Annotated in this window: 16 protein-coding genes; 12 read left to right on the top strand and 4 right to left on the bottom strand. The window is 71.8% G+C overall.

Translation table 11 applies throughout. From position 1 onward, the window contains the following. The first annotated feature begins 286 nt into the window (after positions 1-286). The 6 genes from AB4091_RS14250 to AB4091_RS14225 are packed head-to-tail and all read left to right on the top strand — an operon-like array spanning position 287 to position 5,543. Positions 287-1,261, top strand: coding sequence for an AAA family ATPase (locus AB4091_RS14250; RefSeq protein ID WP_442292570.1), 975 nt, complete (start codon positions 287-289; stop codon positions 1,259-1,261). 45 nt (positions 1,262-1,306) lie between these two features. Beyond that, positions 1,307-2,194 carry a DUF58 domain-containing protein gene (locus AB4091_RS14245; RefSeq protein WP_442292406.1) on the top strand — a complete coding sequence of 296 codons (888 nt, stop codon included), beginning with the start codon at positions 1,307-1,309 and terminating at the stop codon, positions 2,192-2,194. Continuing rightward, positions 2,181-2,663: a hypothetical protein gene (locus tag AB4091_RS14240; protein ID WP_442292405.1), complete on the top strand. Its 483-nt coding sequence runs from the start codon at positions 2,181-2,183 to the stop codon at positions 2,661-2,663. The genes AB4091_RS14245 and AB4091_RS14240 overlap by 14 nt, the downstream gene beginning before the upstream one ends. Beyond that, positions 2,654-3,643: a VWA domain-containing protein gene (locus tag AB4091_RS14235; protein ID WP_442292404.1), complete on the top strand. Its 990-nt coding sequence runs from the start codon at positions 2,654-2,656 to the stop codon at positions 3,641-3,643. Before AB4091_RS14240 ends, AB4091_RS14235 begins: the two co-directional genes overlap by 10 nt. Further along, positions 3,640-4,647 (top strand): VWA domain-containing protein, encoded by a 1,008-nt coding sequence (locus AB4091_RS14230; protein WP_442292403.1) that lies wholly within the window; start codon positions 3,640-3,642, stop codon positions 4,645-4,647. The genes AB4091_RS14235 and AB4091_RS14230 overlap by 4 nt, the downstream gene beginning before the upstream one ends. Further along, a complete protein-coding gene (locus tag AB4091_RS14225) occupies positions 4,647-5,543 on the top strand; it encodes a tetratricopeptide repeat protein (protein WP_442292402.1) in 897 nt (298 codons plus the stop codon). The genes AB4091_RS14230 and AB4091_RS14225 overlap by 1 nt, the downstream gene beginning before the upstream one ends. 206 nt (positions 5,544-5,749) lie before the next feature. On the opposite strand, the gene AB4091_RS14220 is transcribed toward AB4091_RS14225, so the two are convergent. The 3 genes from AB4091_RS14220 to AB4091_RS14210 are packed head-to-tail and all read right to left on the bottom strand — an operon-like array spanning position 5,750 to position 10,232. Continuing rightward, a complete protein-coding gene (locus AB4091_RS14220; protein ID WP_442292401.1) occupies positions 5,750-7,006 on the bottom strand; it encodes a sucrase ferredoxin in 1,257 nt (418 codons plus the stop codon). Beyond that, the gene (locus AB4091_RS14215) at positions 7,003-9,555 is read right to left on the bottom strand and encodes a DNA gyrase/topoisomerase IV subunit A (RefSeq protein WP_442292400.1); all 2,553 of its coding nucleotides are present in this window, start codon (positions 9,553-9,555) and stop codon (positions 7,003-7,005) included. Before AB4091_RS14215 ends, AB4091_RS14220 begins: the two co-directional genes overlap by 4 nt. 56 nt (positions 9,556-9,611) lie before the next feature. After that, a complete protein-coding gene (locus AB4091_RS14210; RefSeq protein ID WP_442292399.1) occupies positions 9,612-10,232 on the bottom strand; it encodes a nitroreductase family protein in 621 nt (206 codons plus the stop codon). An 89-nt stretch (positions 10,233-10,321) separates the two neighbouring features. On the opposite strand from AB4091_RS14210, the gene AB4091_RS14205 reads away from it, so the two are divergent. The 4 genes from AB4091_RS14205 to AB4091_RS14190 all read left to right on the top strand — a co-directional run bounded on the left by AB4091_RS14205 (position 10,322) and on the right by AB4091_RS14190 (position 15,631). Continuing rightward, positions 10,322-13,018 carry a bifunctional acetate--CoA ligase family protein/GNAT family N-acetyltransferase gene (locus AB4091_RS14205; RefSeq protein ID WP_442292569.1) on the top strand — a complete coding sequence of 899 codons (2,697 nt, stop codon included), beginning with the start codon at positions 10,322-10,324 and terminating at the stop codon, positions 13,016-13,018. A gap of 110 nt (positions 13,019-13,128) precedes the next feature. Continuing rightward, positions 13,129-13,728, top strand: coding sequence for a DUF5998 family protein (locus AB4091_RS14200; protein WP_442292398.1), 600 nt, complete (start codon positions 13,129-13,131; stop codon positions 13,726-13,728). A gap of 8 nt (positions 13,729-13,736) precedes the next feature. After that, entirely contained in the window at positions 13,737-14,927 is a 1,191-nt protein-coding gene (locus AB4091_RS14195; protein ID WP_442292397.1) for an alkaline phosphatase family protein, read from the top strand. A gap of 11 nt (positions 14,928-14,938) precedes the next feature. After that, positions 14,939-15,631 carry a thymidine kinase gene (locus tag AB4091_RS14190; protein WP_442292396.1) on the top strand — a complete coding sequence of 231 codons (693 nt, stop codon included), beginning with the start codon at positions 14,939-14,941 and terminating at the stop codon, positions 15,629-15,631. A gap of 95 nt (positions 15,632-15,726) precedes the next feature. Here the strand turns inward: AB4091_RS14190 and sepH are convergent, their stop codons facing one another. Further along, a complete protein-coding gene (gene sepH, locus AB4091_RS14185; protein ID WP_442292395.1) occupies positions 15,727-17,082 on the bottom strand; it encodes a septation protein SepH in 1,356 nt (451 codons plus the stop codon). A gap of 120 nt (positions 17,083-17,202) precedes the next feature. Between sepH and AB4091_RS14180 the strand changes: the two genes are divergently transcribed. Both AB4091_RS14180 and hemH read left to right on the top strand, forming a co-directional pair. Further along, complete coding sequence (locus AB4091_RS14180; RefSeq protein ID WP_442292394.1) at positions 17,203-17,838, top strand: trimeric intracellular cation channel family protein; 636 nt, start codon at positions 17,203-17,205, stop codon at positions 17,836-17,838. A gap of 97 nt (positions 17,839-17,935) precedes the next feature. Beyond that, positions 17,936-19,114, top strand: a complete 1,179-nt coding sequence (gene hemH / locus AB4091_RS14175; RefSeq protein ID WP_442292393.1) for a ferrochelatase — start codon at positions 17,936-17,938, stop codon at positions 19,112-19,114. The last annotated feature ends 1 nt before the right edge of the window (position 19,115 follow it).

Here is a 19,115-nt window from a genome sequence, read left to right as displayed (position 1 = left end):
CGAGCGGTCGGGCTTGCCCGAGAGCGACCCGGACGGCCTGGACGGCCAGGACGGCCTGGACGGCAGGCCCCGCGACGGCGTGGCTGACGCGCGCGGCCTCGAGCACGACGGGCACGGTGAGACCTTCACCGTCGCGCTGCCCACGGCAGACCAGCAGCAGGACGACGTGGTGGCTCCGGAGGAGCCCGAGCAGCTGGCCGGCACGCCCGAGGCCCCGGACCACGACGTGGCGGTCGCCGGCATCGACACCACGCCCGACCGCACCGCGCCGGCAGCTCCCCGTTACCTGACGGCCGACGAGCTGCACTGGGCCGGCGAGACCGTCGAGGCCATCTCGACGGCCTTCGCCTCGAGGGTCGTGGGCCAGGCCCGCCTGCAGGAGACCCTCCTGATCGCCCTGCTGACGGGTGGGCACGTCCTGCTGGAGAGCGTGCCCGGGCTGGCCAAGACGACGGCGGCGCAGACCATCGCCCAGGCCGTGGGCGGCCGCTTCCACCGCATCCAGTGCACGCCCGACCTGCTGCCGAGCGACATCGTCGGCACCCAGGTCTACAACCAGCACTCGGGCACCTTCGAGACGCAGCTCGGCCCGGTCCACGCCAACTTCGTGCTGCTCGACGAGATCAACCGCAGCAGCGCCAAGACCCAGTCCGCGATGCTCGAGGCGATGCAGGAGCGCCAGACCTCGATCGGTGACAAGAGCTACGCGCTGCCCGACCCGTTCCTCGTGCTCGCCACGCAGAACCCCATCGAGCAGGAGGGGACCTACCCCCTGCCCGAGGCGCAGATGGACCGGTTCATGCTCAAGGACGTCCTCGACTACCCGTCGCCCGCCGAGGAGGCCGAGGTGCTGCGGCGCATCGACTCCGGCATCTTCGCCACCGCCGCCGAGCCGGTCGTGCCCATCGCCGAGGTCAAGCGCCTGCAGGGGCTCGTCGCCCGGGTCTACGTCGACCCGGCGATCATCAACTACATCGTCGGCATCGGCTACGTCACGCGTCATCCGCGCGACTACATCGAGCCGCGCCTCGCGGGTTACGTCGACTTCGGCGCGAGTCCGCGGGCGAGCATCGCCTTCACGAGCGCCGCCCGGGCCCGTGCGCTCATCGACGGGCGCAACCACGTCGTGCCCGACGACGTCAAGGCGCTGACGCACCGGGTGCTGCGGCACCGGGTCACCCTGGGCTTCGAGGCGGCCGCCGACGAGGTGGCCGTCGAGGGCATCATCGATGCGATGGTCGGCGGGATCCGGACCCCCTGAGGGCCGGACCACGAACGAGCCGCACCGGACTCACGAGGACGCGAGATGACGACGACGCTGCTGACGAGGGTGAAGAGCAAGCTCTTCGTCCACGCGCGCCGCAAGTCGCGCAGCCTGCTCGAGGGCGAGTACGCCTCGGTGTTCCACGGGCGCAGCCTCGACTACGACGACCTGCGCGACTACGTGCCCGGCGACGAGGTGCGCGACATCGACTGGCGGGCCACCGCCCGACACCAGGCGCCGCTCGTCAAGCGCTACGTCGCCACCCGCAAGCAGAACCTCATGCTGGTCATCGACACCGGGCGCGGCATGGCCGCCACGACGCGCAGCGGTGAGCCGAAGAAGTCCGTCGCGGTGGCAGCAGCCGGGCTCGTCGGCTACCTCGCGCAACGACACGGCGACCTCATCGGCCTCGTGCGGGGCACGGCGAGCTCCACCGTCGCCCACGACCTGCGCGGCAGCGAGGCACACCTCGAGCTGCTCCTCCGGGCCGTCGACTCGGCCACGGTCGTCGACGGCGACCAGAGCAACCTGGCAACCCAGCTGCGCTGGATCGTCCGCAACGTGCGGCGCCGACTCGTGCTGCTCGTCGTCGCCGACGACAAGGAGCTCGACCCCGCCCTCGACGACCTCCTGCGGCGCCTGCGGGTGCAGCACGAGATCCTCTGGATCACCGTCGAGGACGCCGACCCGACGGCCATCGCCGGCGACCGCACGGCATACGACGTGGCCGACACCTACACGTTGCCCACCCTGGTGCGCCTCGACCCGAAAGTGCGGGCGGCGTATGCCTCCTCGGTGGCCGAGCGGGTCCGCCGCACCACCGAGCTGCTCGACCGGCGGGGCATCAACCACGCGCGCCTGGGGTCCTCGGACGAGGTCGTCCACACGATGTTCGCGCTCCTCGAGAGGCAGCGCCGTGCACGCCGCTGACGCGCCACCGCCGGGGTTCTACGCCCCCGACCCGTATGCGGCCAGGTGGGTGTGGATCGGCATCGCCGTCCTCGCGCTCGTGGCAGCCTGGTACGCCTGGGTGTGGTGGTCCACCCGGGAGCGCAAGGTCGTCGTGCCGTCGCGGGTCACCACCGACCGCCTCACCCGGCTACGGGCCGACTACGCGCACCAGATCGACCTCGTGCTCGACCGCGCCGCCGCCGGGGAGATCACGCAGCGCCGAGCCCATCAGCAGCTCAGCGTGCTCGTGCGCCACTTCGTCCAGGAGGTCTCCGGCATCCACGCCCCGACGATGACGCTCACCGAGCTCCACGCCAGCGGTGCCCGGCTCACGCCGGTCTCGGAGGTCGTCGGCACGCTCTACCCCGGCGAGTTCGGCCCCCGCGAGACGGCCACGCTGGTGGGCGCGGGCGCCGTGGCGAAGCAGGTGGTGGCGCGGTGGAGCTGAGCGGACTCGACCTGAAGTACCCCGCCGTCCTCTTCCTCGGCGTGCTGCTCGCGCTGGCGGTGGCGTTCCTCGTGCACCGGCGGATCTCGCGGCGATCTGCCCGGGCCGCCGCGGCCGTGGCCAACTCGACGGGCCTGACCCAGCTGCCCGAGTACCGCCGCGCCCTGCGGCTGCACCGCATCCGCATGGCGGTTCTGGCCCTGAGCGCCGTGCTGCTCGGTGGTGCCGCCCTCGTGGGGGCCGCGCGCCCGCTCGACACGACCGTCGACAAGCCCCAGACCCGCAGCCGCGACATCATGCTGTGCCTCGACATCTCCGGCTCCATGGCGGCCTACGACGCGACGCTGGTGGCCACGTTCAAGACGCTCGTCAAGAGCTTCCAGGGCGAGCGCATCGGCCTCGTCATCTTCAACTCGTCGGCGGCCACCGTCTTCCCGCTCACCGACGACTACGACTTCATCAACGACGAGCTCGACACCGCCACCAAGGCGCTCAGTGGCGACCCGGAGCTCGACTCGTTCTTCGCCGGCACGTTCAACGGGCGCGGCACCTCGCTCATCGGTGACGGGCTCGCCACCTGCGTGTCGAGCTTCGACAAGGTCGACCTCCAGCGCGCCCGCTCGGTCGTCTTCGCCACCGACAACCACCTCGCCGGTCGCCCGATCATCGACGTCGACGAGGCGGGCGAGCTGGCCAAGGCCAAGGGCGTGCGCGTCTACGGGCTGAACCCCGAGGAGGACGGCCCCGACGACGAGGCGGTCCAGATGCGTCAGGTCGTGACCGGGACAGGCGGCCAGTACTACGCGATGAACGACCAGTCCGCTATCAAGGGGATCGTCGACTCGGTGCAGGCCCAGGAGGCCACGCTCATCGACGCAGCCTCCCGATCCCTCTACTCCGACAACCCGAAGCTGCCCATCGCGCTGGCCGGCATCGGCCTGCTCGGCGTGGTCGGCGCGAGCCGGAGGTGGGCCTCGTGACCTTCCTTCCCGTGGCGCCGTGGCCGTTGCTGCTCGTGCTGCTCGTGGCGGCGCTGGCCGCCGTCTGGTGGAACCCCACCTCCCGCACCGTGCCGGGGGAGTCCCGGGCGACGCACTGGCGGCTCACGGCGGCCGCGCTGCTGCTCGGGCTTTCCGCCGTGCGTCCGGCCGTTCCGGGGGAGCAGGTCGACACGACGGCGGCCAACCTCAACGTCTACTTCGTCGTCGACACGACGAGCAGCATCATCGCCGAGGACTATGCCGACGAGCGCCCGCGCATCCAAGGCGTCGCGGCCGACATCGCAGCGATCGCGGAGGCGCTGCCCGGCGCCCGCTACTCGGTCGTCACGTTCGACCAGGACGCCCGCGTACGCCTGCCGTTGACCACCGACACGACCGCGCTCGACGCGGCGGTCGAGACGCTGCTGCCGGAGTCCTACGAGGTGTCTCGCGGCTCGTCGGTGACCCAGGCCAAGGACCGCCTCAAGTCCCTGCTCGAGCAGGCGGCCGCGCGTGCACCCGAACGAGGACGCGTCGTCTACTACCTCGGCGACGGCGAGCAGACGGCCGCCGACCCGCCGGCGCCGTTCGACATGGCCAAGGGCCTGGTCAACGGCGGAGCCGTGCTCGGCTACGGCACGACCCAAGGCGGCCGCATGAAGGCGACCCGCTCGCGGTTCGACTCCAGCCGCGACTACATCAAGGACCCCACGACGGGGGAGGACGCCCGGTCGGTCATCAGCGAGGACACCCTGCGCGCAATCGCCGGACAGCTCGGCCTGCCCTACCTGCACCGAACGTCGGGAGACTCCATCGACCCGGCTGTCGCCGGCATCGACCTGGAGCGCTTCGGCACGAGCGAGGAGATCGAGAAGCAGAAGGTGCTGGCCCGGCGTGAGCTCTACTGGCCGCTGCTCATCGGGGTCGCCGGGATCGCCGCGTGGGAGATCGGCGCTGCCGCCACCGCGCTGCTCCAGACCCGCCGACGCAAGGAGCCGCGGTGATGACGGTCCTCGACGAACGACCTGCCGGACCCGAGACCGGCGCCCCGGGCGACTCGGGCGACTCGGGCGACTCGGCGGTCGTCGCACCCCACGCATCGGCCCGCATTCGCAGCTGGCTGGGCCGCCTCCGCCCGGAGCGCCGACCGCTTCCGCCCCACCTGCGGCGTCGCCGGCGGCGCCTGCTGCTCGGCTCCGCACCGGTGGTCGTGCTCCTGGTGCTCGTCGCTGCGCGGCTGCTCTCGCTCAACCTCGTCCACGCCCAGACCCTCTCCGCCTACGAGGCCGGCGACAAGCCACGCACCCTGACCTGGGGCGAGCGACAGGGCTGGGTCAACGTCGTCGAGCAGTTCAGGTCACCGTTCGCCATCGGTGACGCCCACGTGCTGTCGGGCCATTTCGAGCTGGCCAGGCCGTGGTTCGAGCAGGCGTTCGAGGAGGTCCCCAAGGGCGGCGTCGACGACTGCAAGGTGCGGGTCAATCTCGGCCTCACCTACGAGGCGCTGGGTGATGCCGCCAAGGCCCGCGAGCGCACCGACGAGTGGAAGCAGTTCTACGACAAGGGCATCAAGATCACCAAGGAGCGCCCACCGCTCTGCGAGGCTCCCGAGGGTGGCCAGACGGGCGACCAGCTCCAGCAGGCCCAGCAGCGCATGGAGCAGAAGAGCTCCGACGCCCCTCCCCAGGACCCGCAGCAGCAGAAGGACCAGCAGCCCCAGCCCGGGCCCAGCCAGCCCCCGCAGCCGACGCCCGACCCGAGCAACACCCCGAGCCAGGAGGAGCAGGACTACCTCAAGGAGCAGCAGCGCCAGAACACGATCGAGCGCAACCAGCAGCAACAGCAGGGCAACCAGTCGGTGCCCGGCGACGGCTCACCGTCCTACCCCAAGCCCTGGTGAGGACATGCTGCGCGGGCAGCCGAGGACGACGGGCCGCGGCCAGGGAGCAGGCATGGCACGTCACGGCTGGGTGCGCTCGGTCCGTTCGTGACCAGGACGGCCTTCTCGTACGCGGTCGGCCACTGACGGGTAGACCTGACGCTCACGAAGCGCCACTCGCACGAGGCGGTGGGTGAGGGGTTCGTCAGGCGTCGGCCCCGAGTCGCCTAAAACCAAGCCTCGAGGGTCGCGGCTCGGTGCTCCATCACGTGGATGGCCTTCTTGCCACAAGATTCAGGTCGCGTGCGGTCGGCCGGCACGCGCGTGACCGCCACCCGCCAGCGTCGCCCGTCGGTGTGGTTGACGATGACCTCCCAGCCGGTGCCCTGCGGTCCCGACGTGTCGAGGCCCTCGGCAGCAACCGGTTCGTCGGCCCAGAGTGCCGTGAGGCGCGTCTCTGCGGTCTCGGCGCGCACGTGGGACTCGGCGCACTGCGCCGGACCGGTCACACCGGATCGCCCGCGGTCGTGCATCGGTCCGACCAGCTCGGCCGGCAGGTTGCCGCTGTCGCTGGCGGCGAGCACGCGCTCGGCCCCGTGGTCGTCGAGGCGGGCCAGCGTCTGGCCCCACGGCAGGAGCACCGCCGTCGGGGCGAAGCGGTGGCCGCCCGTGTGCGACACCTCCCAGACGCGGCCGGGCGCGAGCCGCGCCGCATGCGCCGCCAGGGGGCGTCCCCTGACCGCGCAGCACACGTCGCGGCGGCCGTTCGTGCAGACGAGCAGGGTGGGTTCGGCCGGCCCTGACCCAGGCAGGGATGCCTGCACGAGGGTGCGGCTGCCGCGAGCCAGAGCGCCCCAGTCGAGACCGAGCAGGCTGCCGATGTCGTCGACCTCCGCCGAGAGCAGCCACGCGTCCTCGGGCCGCACGCCGGCATGGGCGAGCAGGACTCGTCTCGGGCCGTCGTGGGCCGGGTGGCCACCGGGTCGGCGGATCAGCATGAACCGTCCGCCGGCACGACTCGTGCGGGCATCGAGCTCGGCTCCGAGGTCGTGGTCGAGGTGCGACTCGCGGGCGGCGTCGCGGCCCCACGGCCCGGGCTGCTCGACGACGACGAAGAACCGGGCCGTCGCAGCGGTGCCGTAGGCGCTCGTGCCGTCTCGGTCCCACTGGACCGAGCAGGCGTCGGTGGCCGGACGCCCATGACCGCTCGTGGCCGGGTGCTCGTCGAAGTCCTCGGCGGGAGACACAGCGTTGGCGTGCGCGCTCGAGTCCGCGCTCGAGTCCGCGCTCGAGTCCGCGCTCGAGTCCGCGCTCGAGTCCGCGCTCGAGTCCGCGCTCGAGTCCGCGCTCGAGTCCGCACTGGGGTCGGCGCTGACCCCAGTGCCCTCAGCACCCTCAGCACCCTCAGCACCCTCAGCACCCTCAGCACCCTCAGCCGGCTCGGTCTTGTCGGACTCGCTGGATGCGGTAGCCGCGTCGCTCATTCCTGGCCTCCGTCGGTCGTCGGTCCCTCGACGTCTGCCGCGTCGCCCGGACCTGCGACCGATCCGGCATCTCGAACCTCGCCGCCGGCCGACCGCTCCGCAGTCGAGGGAGCAGCGACGTGGGCGATGACAGTGGTCGTGGGCAGGCCCGACCCGTCCCGTCGGCCGTCGGCCGCCGGTAGGTCGATCGCGACGCCATTGGCGGCGGCGGCCCGCGCGGGGAGGTTGCCGGCGAACGCCAGCACGAGGGTGTCCTCACCCTTGAGGAAGCGGTGGCACCGCACTCCGCCGGTCGCGCGTCCCTTGGCGGGGTACTCGGCATACGGGGTCACCTTGAGCGACCCACCCTCGGTGCCGGGCAGGGCACCCGACGAACCGGCCGAGGTGACGACGACACCGTCTCGCCCCGGGTCGACGACGCCGAAGAAGGCCGCGCGTGCTCCCGCGGCGAGCTTGATGCCGGCCATGCCGCCCGCCGAGCGGCCCTGTGGACGCACCGACCTGGCCGCGAAGCGGAGCAGCTGGGCGTCGGTCGTGACGAACACGAGGTCGAGGTCGTCACGACCGGCGACCCCCGCACCGACGACCCGGTCACCGTCCTTGAGGCTGATGACGTCCCAGTCGTTGCTCTTGGGGGCGTCGGGAGTCACGCGCTTGACGATGCCCGAGGCCGTGCCCAGGGCGACGACGGGAGCATCGGCCCCGATCGGCACGATCGTCACCGGCTCCTCGTCCTTGGCGAGGTCGACGTATGCCGCCAGGGGAGCTCCGCCCGAGAGGCTCGGTGCCCCGTTGGTCGGGGGCAGCGTGGGCAGGTCGAGCGCGGAGAGACGCACCATGCGCCCGGCGCTCGTCACGAGGCCGAACTCGCCGCGGGCCGTGGTGGGCACCGCGCCGATGACGACGTCGTGCTTGGACCGGGACCCGTCGGCCGGCACGGGGTCGGCGGAGCCCGTGCGCGCCAGCAGCCCGGTCGACGAGAGCAGCACCCAGCAGGGGTCGTCGGCGATCTCGAGCGGAGAGCTTGCCGTGGCAGCAGCGCTGGCGCCCGAGCTCTCGAGCAGGACGGTGCGTCGCGGTGTGCCATGGGCCTTGGCGACGTCGGCGAGCTCGGTCGACACGAGCTTGAGCAGCAGCTTCTCGTTCTCGAGCAGCGCACGCAGCTCTTCGATGGCGCGTTCGAGCTCGGACTTCTCGGTCTCGAGCTCGATGCGCGAGAACTTCGTCAGCCGGCGCAGCTGCAGGTCGAGGATGTAGGTCGCCTGTGCCTCCGACAGGTCGAAGACCTCCATCAGCCGCGCCCGGGCCGTGCCGGCGTCGTCGGAGCTGCGGATGACCTGGATGACCTCGTCGATGTCGACGATGGCGATGAGCAGGCCCTCGACGAGGTGCAGGCGCTCCTCGCGCTTGGCGAGCCGGTGCGCGGTGCGACGCCGCACGACGTCAGTGCGGAAGTCGACGTAGACCTTGAGCAGGTCCTTGAGCCCCATGGTGCGGGGCTGGCCGTCGACGAGGGCGACGTTGTTGATGCCGAAGTTCTCCTCCATCGGCGTCAGCTTGTAGAGCTGCTCGAGCACGGCGTCGGGGTTGAAGCCGTTCTTGATCTCGATGACGAGGCGCAGCCCGTTGTTGCGGTCGGAGAGGTCCTTGAGGTCGGCGATGCCCTGCAGCTTCTTGGCCCGCACGAGGTCGCTGATCTTGTCCTGGACCTTCTCGGGGCCGACGAGGTACGGAAGCTCGGTGACGACGATGCCCTTGCGGCGCGGGGTGATCGACTCGATGCGCGCGGTGGCACGGGTGCGGAAGCTGCCGCGTCCCGTGAGGTAGGCGTCGCGGATGCCCTCCAGACCCACGATCTTGCCGCCACAGGGCAGGTCGGGGCCGGGCACGAACTTCATCAGCTCGTCGAGCGAGCAGCCGGGGTTGGCGATGAGGTGGCGGGCCGCGCCGATGACCTCGACGAGGTTGTGCGGCGGCATGTTTGTCGCCATGCCGACCGCGATGCCGGCCGCGCCGTTGACGAGCAGGTTGGGGTAGGCGGCGGGCAGCACGCCGGGTTGGTACTGGGTGTCGTCGTAGTTCGGGACGAAGTCGACGGTGTCCTCGTCGAGCGAGCCGACCATCAGCAGGGCGGCGCTCGCCATCCGCGCCTCGGTGTAACGAGCTGCGGCGGGCCCGTCGTCGAGGGAGCCGAAGTTGCCGTGCCCGTCGATGAGGGGCAGGCGCAGCGTGAAGGGCTGCGCCATGCGCACGAGGGCGTCGTAGATGGCCTGGTCGCCGTGCGGGTGGTACTTGCCCATCACCTCGCCGACGACGCGCTGGCTCTTGACGTGGCCGCGGTCGGGGCGCAGGCCGAGCTCGTTGGCGCCGTAGAGGATGCGTCGCTGGACGGGCTTCAGGCCGTCTCGCGCGTCGGGCAGGGCCCGGCTGTAGATGACGCTGTAGGAGTACTCGAGGAAGGCGTTCTGCATCTCCTCCTCGACGTCGATCCCGACGATCTTCTCCTCGAAGTCCTCGGGCGGAGGCGGGGTGGTCGTTCGACGGGCCATGCCGGGTGGTGCTCCTTGCCGCTAGCGGGTCAACGCCCCATCTTCGCGCAGGCCGCTCACGCGTCCTCACCTGCCACGCCGAAACGGCCCCAGTGGGCCACCTCGCGCCCGCTTCGCCGGTGTCGACGGAGGCTGGGGCTCCTGGGTCCGGGGACGGCATACCCGATCGACACGACGCCGACGACGGTGCGCGACCCGGGGATCCCGAACGCCTCGTGCACTGCGTCGTGTCGTTCCGGAGGCACCCCGAAGAAGAGGCTCCCGAGCCCCTCGTCGGTGGCCGTCAGCAGGATGAGCAGCGACGCCATGCCCGTGTCGACGTCCCAGTAGGGGACCGGCCAGCGCTTCTCGTCGCGGTCGGTCCAGCCCTTGTCGGGGGCCGCGTATCGGTCGAGGTACGCATCCTTGTGCGAGAGGCAGAGGACCAGGACGGGAGCCTTGCGTATGCCGTCGAGCCAGCGGTCGCTCGGCGCGCCGGCCTCCGTCGTGGCGGCCCAGAACGCGTCGCGCTCCTCCGCGGTCGACAGGACGACGAAGTCCCAGCCCTGGCTGAAGCCGGCGCTGGGGGAGCGCACGGCGTTCGCGAGGCACCGCTCGACCACGTCCTTGGGAACCGGTCGATCGGGGTCGTAGCGGCGGATCATGCGTCTGGCGCGGACGACCTCGGTGAACTCCATGCGAACAGCCTGCCATCCGTCCTGCTCTGGTTCAGGCACGAGCGCACAGGTCCGAGGCGGCGCCACGACGAGGTGACAGGATGTGGGCCATGGAGGGTGGCGAGCTCGACGACACCGCGGCGATGGAGCGGGTCTCGGCCCTTGCGGCGGGAGCGCCGGTCGAGTGGGAGGCCGACGTGGTGCTGCGCGACGGTTCGGTCGCGCACATCCGTCCGATCACACCCGACGACGCCGAGGGCATCCGTGCCTTCCACAGCCGCCAGTCGGCGGAGTCGATCTACCTGCGCTTCTTCGCGCCCCTGCGCGAGCTGAGCGAACGCGACGTCCACCGCTTCACGCACGTCGACCACCACGACCGGGTCGCTCTCGTCGCCACCCTCGACGGTGAGATCACGGGCATCGGGCGCTACGACCGCATCAACCAGACGTCGGCGGAGGTGGCGTTCAACATCTCGGACCACTTCCAGGGCAAGGGAATCGGCTCGGTGATGCTCGAGCACCTCGCGGCCATCGCCCAGGAGATGGGGATCACTCGTTTCGTCGCCGAGGTGCTGCCGCAGAACCGCAAGATGCTCACGGTCTTCAAGGACGCCGGCTACGAGGTCACCCACCACATCGAGGACGGCGTCGTCGAGGTCGCCTTCGACATCAAGCCGACCGAGCAGAGCAAGGCCGTGCAGCTCTCGCGTGAGCACCGAGCCGAGTCGCGCAGCATGCGCACCATCCTCTTCCCGGAGCGTGTCGCCATCATCGGGGCGAGCCGCCGCGACGAGTCGATCGGGGCGCTCGTCATGCGCAACATCCTCGACGCCGGCTACCAGGGCCAGCTCTACCCGATCCACCGGGTGGCCGAGCAGATCCAGGGGCTCAAGGCCTACCCCAGCATCCTGGAGACCCCGGAACCGGTCGACCTCGCCGTCGTCGTGGTGCCGGCGGCCCAGGCGATCGACGTCGTCAAGGACTGCGGCAAGGCCGGCGTCAAGGCGCTCCTCGTCCTGTCCGCCGGGTTCGCCGAGGCTGGTGACGACGGGATCCTGTTGCAGGAGAAGCTACGGCGCCGGGTGCGTCGTGCCGGCATGCGCATCGTGGGGCCCAACAGCTTCGGCCTCATCAACAACGACCCGGCCGTGCGCCTCAACGCCACCCTGGCGACGGTGATCCCGGACTCCGGACGCCTCGGCCTCTTCGCCCAGAGCGGCGCCCTGGGCGTCGCGGTGCTCGCGTCGGCCGCGAGGCGAGGGCTCGGCATCTCGGTGTTCGCCTCGGCGGGCAACCGCGTCGACGTGTCGGGCAACGACCTCATGCAGTACTGGATCGACGACCCGGAGACCGACACCGTCGGCCTCTACCTGGAGTCGATGGGCAACCCGCGCAAGTTCTCGCGCATCGCGCGGGCGCTCGCCGCCGTCAAGCCGGTCGTCGTCGTCAGCTCGGGCGTCTCGAGCTTCGCCGCACCACCCGGGCACCGAACCCGGGTCACCAACGTGCCTCCGCAGGCCTTCGACGCGCTGCTCCGGCAGGCCGGCGTCATCCGGGTCGAGAACGTGCACCAGCTCTTCGACGTCGCGCAGCTGACCCTGCACCAGCCCCTGCCGAAGGGCGACCGGGTCGCGATCGTCGGCAACTCCGACGCCCTCGGCGCGCTGAGTGCGAGCGCGTGTGTCAGCTGGGGACTTCGCGTGACGCACGGCCCGGTGTCGCTGGCGCCGCAGGCATCCGCCGAGGAGTTCGCGGCCGCGCTCGACGCCGCCTTCGCCGACCCCGAGGTCGACAGTGTCGTGGCCGCGTTCATCCCGCCGCTCGTCACCCCCGACGAAGAAGTCCACACGGCCGTGCGCAACATCGTCGCTGACTACGAGAAGCCCTGCGTGGCAACGTTCCTCGGCATGCGCGGTGTCGGTGACGGACTCTCCTACGACCAGGACGGCATACGCCGGTCCGTGCCGTCGTACGGCATGCCCGAGGACGGCATCCGCGCACTCAACGCGGTCACGAGGTACGCGTTGTGGCGCCAGCGCGACCGCGGCACCGCGGTGGCCCCTGTCGGCATCGACCGGCTGCGCGCCGAGGGGCTCATCGACGGCTACCTCGCCGGCGCGGTCGAGGGACGCGCGCTGACTCGAGAGGAGTCGCGTGAGCTGCTGGGGGCCTACGGCATACGCGTGTGGCCGGCCGTCGAGGTGACCGGTGTCGACGCGGCCGTGGCCGCCGCTGACGAGCTCACCTACCCGGTCATCCTCAAGTCGACCTCACCCGTCGTGCGCCACCAGCCCGGGCTCGTCGGGGTGCGAGGTGACCTCGTCGACGCCGACGCCGTCCGCAACGCGTACGCGTCACTCAGCCAGCGACTCGGCCCCCTCGTCGCCGACCGGTTCGTCGTCCAGCGGATGGCCGTGCCCGGTGTCTCGACCGTCATCCGTGCCACCGAGGACCCGCTCTTCGGTCCGGTCGTCAGCTTCTCGGTCGCGGGGCCGCCGACCGAGCTGCTCGGCGACGTGGCCCACCGCATCCCACCCCTCACCGACGTCGACGTCACCGACCTCATCGACGGCGTCAAGGCAGCGCCGCTGCTGAGCGGTCACCGTGGGGCCGCGCCGGTGCACCGCGCCGCGCTCGCCGACCTGGTGGCGCGGCTGTCCGTCCTGGCCGACGACCACCCGGAGCTCTCGTCGGTCGAGCTCAACCCGGTCAACGCCTGGACGGGCGGGGTCGACGTGCTCGGGGCGGAGGTCGTGGTGCGGCCGGCCCTCGTGCGCAAGGACCCCGGACGACGCCGCATGACCTGACCCGAGAGCCCCGGCCCGGCCGGGTCGTGCCCGGGCCCCACCTGTCGTGCAGGGGCCTGCCTGTGGGCCGTGCGGAGGGTGCAGGGTCTCGCGGGTGCAAGGATGGGGGCATGCGACGCGCCACCCAGGGCACCGGCCGAGCCCTTCCCCAGGACCTCACCGAGGCGATCACCCGAGCCGGCTACTACCCCTCCCTCGTCTGCGACGTCGTCGAGTCGGCCATCGCCGACGACGAGGTCGTGTCGCACCTGGTGCACCAGGAGACGACCTTCGACCACGAGACGGTGCGGCGTCACGTCACCGTCCTCGTGGTCACTCCGCTGCGCCTCGTCATCGCCCACGCCGACGACCACGCCGAGTCCGAGGACAAGCTGATGGCCACCGCCACCACCGAGACGGTGCCCCTTGCGGCCGTGCGAGGGGTCATGCTCACCCACGTCGTGGCCCAGCCCGACACCTTCACGCCGGGCACGCACGGGCGTGACCTCACCCTGACGCTCGGGTGGGGCGCGGTCAGCCGGCTCGACATGATCCCGGCCCAGTGCGGCGACCCCGACTGCACCGCCGACCACGGCTTCGAGGGCACCATCGCCTCCGACGACATCTCGCTGCGCATCAGCTCGGCTGCCGACGGCGAGGACGCCGTGGGCAACGCGATGGGCTTCGCGCGGGTGCTGTCCGCCAGCATCGGCGGCGGCACGGCGCACTGACGCGGCCGATGACGCTCCCCGGTGGCCCCGACGAAACCTCGTCCGCTCGTGCGACGCAGGACCCGTCGGGCCCGACCGACTGGTCCCGCGGCACCCTCGCCTCCGTGCTCCCGTCGGTGGCCGACCGGCTGGGCGTGCAAAGGTATGCCGGCCGCGACGTCTTCGACCTGCCGGCGGCGCCGCGCACCGTGGTCGTGCTCGTCGACGGTCTCGGTCACGACCTGCTGCGCCAGCGCGGTGGCCACGCCCCGTTCCTGCGCAGCCACCTCGGCACCGCCCACCGTGTGCCGTGCGGCTTCCCGACCACGACGGCGACCTCGATGGGCACCTTCGGAACGGGCCTGCCCCCCGGTTCGCACGGCCTCGTCGGGATGCAGGTGCTCGACCCTGCCACCGACAAGCTGCTCAACGAGCTGTCGTGGGAGGACGGCCCCGACCCGCGTACGTGGCAGCCCAACGAGACCGTCTTCGAGGCCGCCGAGAACGCCGGCGTCTCGGTGACGATGGTCGGCCCCTACTACTTCGACGGCTCCGGCCTCACCCTCGCCACCCTGCGTGGAGCGCAGTTCCGCGCGGCACGCACTCTCGACGAGCGCGTCGACGCGGCGGTGGCGGCCGTTCGCGCCGCGCCCCGCTCCCTCGTCTACCTCTACTGGGGCGACGTCGACAAGATCGGCCACGTGCACGGCTGCCAGTCGTGGCAGTGGGGAGACGAGGTCGAGGCCGTCGACGCAGCCCTGCGGCAGCTCGCCGCCCGGGTTCCCGACGACACGTCGGTCGTCGTGACCGCCGACCACGGCATGGTCGACATCCCGTTCGGCGACCGCATCGACCTCGTGGACGAGCCGGCGCTGATGGCCCGGGTCCGCCACCTCGGGGGGGAGCCGCGCAACCTCCAGCTGTACGCAGAGCCCGGCGCCGTCGAGGACGTCCGTCAGGCGTGGACCGACCGCCTCGGCGACCGGGTTCAGCTCCTGACGCGCGAGCAGGCCGTCGACGACGGGTGGTTCGGCCCGGTGCGCACCGGCGTCGAGGCGCGCATCGGCGACCTCCTGGTGGTGACCCGGGGTTCCTTCGCCGTGGTGCACTCGGGACTCATGCGCAAGGAGCTCGTTGCACTGCTCGGCCAGCACGGGTCGACGAGCGACGCGGAACTCGCCGTGCCCGTGGTCGTGGTGCCACCCGGTCGTGACACCTAGGGTGGTGCCTCGTGGCTGAGCTCGTCTTCTTCTCCGGAACCATGGACTGCGGCAAGTCGACGCTCGCCTTGCAGATGGATCACAACCACGGTGCGCGGGGGCGCGTCGGCCTCATCTTCACCAAGATGGACCGAGCCGGCACCAACGTGCTCAGCTCCCGCCTGGGTCTGTCGACCGGCGCGCTCGAGGTCGGCGACGACCTCGACTTCTGGGAGGAGATCGTCGGGCGCGCGACGGCCGGCACCCGCATCGACTACCTCATCTGCGACGAGGCCCAGTTCTACACGAGCGACCAGGTCGAGCAGCTCGCCCGCATCGTCGACGAGATGGAGGTCGACGTCTTCGCCTTCGGGATCACCGCAGACTTCCGCACCGAGCTCTTCCCGGGCAGCAAGCGGCTCATCGAGCTCGCCGACAAGGTGCAGGTGCTGCAGGTGGAGGCGCTCTGCTGGTGCGGTCGCCGGGCGACCACCAATGCACGCGTGCTCGACGGAGTCATGGTCGTCGAGGGCGAGCAGGTCGTCGTCGGCGACACCAAGCCCGGCACCACCGGGCTCGTCGAGTACGAGGTGCTCTGCCGCCGCCACTACATGAGGCGGATGACCTCGCACGCCGCCAAGGCCGCGGCCATCTCGCCCGAGGTGCTGCCGTTCGACCTCGACGTGTGCCCCCTCCCTCCGCTGCCGATCACCCAGGCCGAGTAAGGCCCCGCACGCGACCCTGCGACGGAAAGTGGGCACTCGACCATCGAGTGCTCAGTTGCGTACGCGTAGGTTCGCGTGGAGCTGGCTCGCCGGCGTCAGTCGGTCTTGCGGCCGAACATGATGTCGTCCCAGCTTGGGACGCTCGGTCGGCCCGACTTGCGCGCCGGCGGTGCCGGCTTCGGCGTCGGCCGAGCCGCCGGAGCAGCGGCTCGCTGCTCGATCACGTCGGCGTACTCCTGCTCGTCGGCGTCGTCATGCTCGTCGGGGATGGCGGGCTCGCTCGCCCGTCCACGCGTGCCCACGGCGTTGTCGTCGGCCACGGGGAGCGCGACGTGCGCCTCGGGGACGTCGCGGGCAGCGCCGTCGTGGGTGCCGTCGACCGGCTCGGTGGCCTCTGCCTCGGCGACGGTGTCCTGGACGGCCTCGTCGTCGAGGTCCTCGGGCTCGGCGGGAGTCGGGTCGCCCGGCACCTGCTGCAACGGCCGCGTGCGATCGGCAGCGCGGGTGCGACGTGAGGCGGCTTCCTCGCCGATGCGCTCCTCGACCGAACCGGTCTTGACGACCTCGGGGTCGTCCTCGGGATGCGTGTGGGCCGGGGGAGGCAGCTGGTCGCGGTGGTCGCCGGCGAGCTCCTCGAGCGGCAGGGCCTCCTCGGGCGCGGAGTCGAGACCGGGCACCTCGGCGGACTTCGGCCGGCGCCGACGGCCGCGCTGTGCGCTGCGCTCACGCATGGCTGCCATCAGGTCGACCGTCTCGCCCTCGCGACGGCGCGGCGTGGGGGCGGTGATGCCGCCCTCGGCCTCGAGGTCGTAGACCCGGCTGGGCCGGGCAGGGGCGCTCAGGTGGGGGGCCGGGATGGGCCCGGGCGACTGCACGTCTTCGTCCTCGCTGAGCCAGCGGGCCTCGTCGTCGACCGCGGACAGGGTGCGCGCCAGGGCGTCGAACTGCCAGGCCGCCTCTCGCTGGCGTCCGCCCGCGTTGAAGAAGAGCAGGACGGTCCAGGCGCCCTTGTCGGTGCGCCTCGAGTCCCAACGCGCCGACCCGCCGTCGATCTCGCGGCTGCGGAGGCGCTCGGTGACCCGGGCGTCGAGGGTGGGCGCGGCGCCGTGGGACCCACCGCGTGGGCGCAGCCGGGTCTGTCGGGCCAGGCCGGCGACGTGCTCGCGCTCGGCGAGGATCGGGCCTTCGTAGCGGTGCACCTTCTCGACCGACCAGCCGGCCCGATCGGCGACCTCCTCGGCCGTCATGCCGGCCCGGATCATCGACTGGACGTCCTTCGGGCGGAGGCCACCGGGAACTTCGACCTGCAGCCGGCCGTGCCGGGGACGGTCGCGGCGTGCCGCGGCCCGGACTCCTTCGTCGAGGGGGAGGGAGAAGCGGTTGCCGTCGTCGTCGGCCAGCAGCAGGTGCATTCCGTCCTCGTGGACGCCGACGAGCCTGAGGTGCTGCATGGGTGGGTCTCCCGGTAGCGAGTCTGCGGGGTGGTGCGGGTCCTGCTGTGCAGTCGAGCATGCCACCGGCGCGGGTGCCCACCAAAGCGACCACGCCGCACGGGTACCGTTTGCTCTGGCATGCCAACCACCTTCGCGTCCGCCCAGCTCGCCCTCGACCTCGTCGGCGTGTTCGTCTTCGGGCTGTCCGGCGGCCTGGTGGCGGTGAAGAAGCGCTTCGACCTCTTCGGCGTGCTCGTGCTCGCGTGTGCGGCGGCGCTCGGCGGCGGCATCATGCGCGACCTGCTGATCGGCAGCGTGCCACCGGTCGGCATCAGCGACTGGCGGCTCCTGACCGCCGCAGCCCTCGGCGGCCTCGTCACCTTCCTGTTCCATCCCGGCGTCGAGCGCGTGACCCGCTTCGTACGCGTGCTGGACGCGGCCGGCCTCGCGGCCTTCGCCGTCTCCGGCAGCCTCAAGGCGATCACGACCGCCGGCGTCTCGCCGATCGCCTCGGTGCTGGTCGGGGTGATCACGGCCATCGGTGGGGGCATCGTCCGCGACCTGCTCGCCGGGCAGGTGCCGGAGGTGCTCCGGCGCGAGCTCTATGCCCTCCCGGCCATGCTCGGGGCCGTCATCGTGGTCGTCGCCGCCCAGCTCGGTTCGCTGCAGGACTGGGTCCTGTGGGCCTCGGCGGCCCTCGTGTTCGCCGTGCGCATGGTCGCCGTGCGCCTCGACCTCAACGCACCCACGCCGCTGCGGTCCACGCCGACGTGACGCTCCGTAGGACCGTCGCCCGCGGCCGAGCCCGTGACGCCCCGGCACCCCCAGACACCGTGACACCCCAGACCCACAGCCCTTCGATGGCGGAGACATGACTGAGACACCGCGAACGCCCGACCAGCCCGGCGGAGCCACACCCGCCGAACCCGCACCCGCTGAACCCCGGTCGGCCACGACCGAGGACCACGGCCTCGCCCCCTACGACGCCGTGCTGCTGCTGGGGTTCGGTGGCCCCGAGGGCCCCGACGAGGTCATGCCGTTCCTCAGGCGCGTGACCGCCGGGCGGGGCATCCCCGACGAGCGGCTCGCCCAGGTGGGGGCGCACTACGACCACTTCGGCGGCCGCAGCCCCATCAACGACCAGAACCGTGCCCTCATCGCGGCGCTGCGTGGCGAGCTCGACAGCCGCGGCATCGAGACACCGATCGTCTGGGGCAACCGCAACAGTGCGCCCTTCATCGACGACGCCTTCCGCGAGATCCACGCCGCCGGGCACCGTCGGGTCGTGGTGCTGACGACGAGCGCGTACTCGTCCTACTCGTCGTGCCGCCAGTACCGCGAGAACCTCGCCGACGCCGCCGCGGCCGTCGCCGACGAGGGCATCGAGCTGACGATCGACAAGGTCGCCCAGTACGCGCCCCGTCCCGGCTTCGCGGCCGCGAACCTCGACGAGCTGGTTCGCTCGCTGCGGGCGCTCGACGGGGCCCCCGACCACGAGATCGCGCTGCTCTTCGTCACCCACTCGATCCCGGACGCGATGGACGACACGTCCGGGCCGGGCGACGGCGAGGGCAACCTCTACCAGCGCCAGCACCTCGCCGTCGCCTCACGGCTCGCGGAGGAGGCGGGCCGGCTGCTCGGCCGCGAGCTGACCGGCGAGCTCGTCTTCTGCTCCCGGTCCGGGCCGCCGACGCACCCCTGGCTCGAACCCGACGTCAACGACCGCCTCCGCGAGCTCGCTGCCGAGGGCGTCGGCACCGCTGTGGTCGCCCCGATCGGCTTCGTCAGCGACCACATGGAAGTCGTCTACGACCTGGACACCGAGGCCCAGCAGACGGCCGACGAGCTCGGGCTGCGCCTCGTGCGCGTCCCCACCGTCGGCACGTCGCCGACCTTCGTCAGCGACCTCGCCGACGCCCTGCTCGAACGGGCCGCGGAGGCCAGGGGCGAGTCCGTACCGCAGTTCGAGGGCCGCCGGCCACCGGTCTGCGAACCGGGCTGCTGCCCCAACCTCCGACAGCACCGACCCGCCCTCTGCGGCAGCGACTGAG

Origin of the sequence: Terrabacter sp. 2RAF25 (assembly GCF_052115265.1) — a bacterium.
Lineage (GTDB): Bacteria > Actinomycetota > Actinomycetes > Actinomycetales > Dermatophilaceae > Terrabacter.
This window is presented reverse-complemented; position numbering and strand designations above follow the sequence as displayed.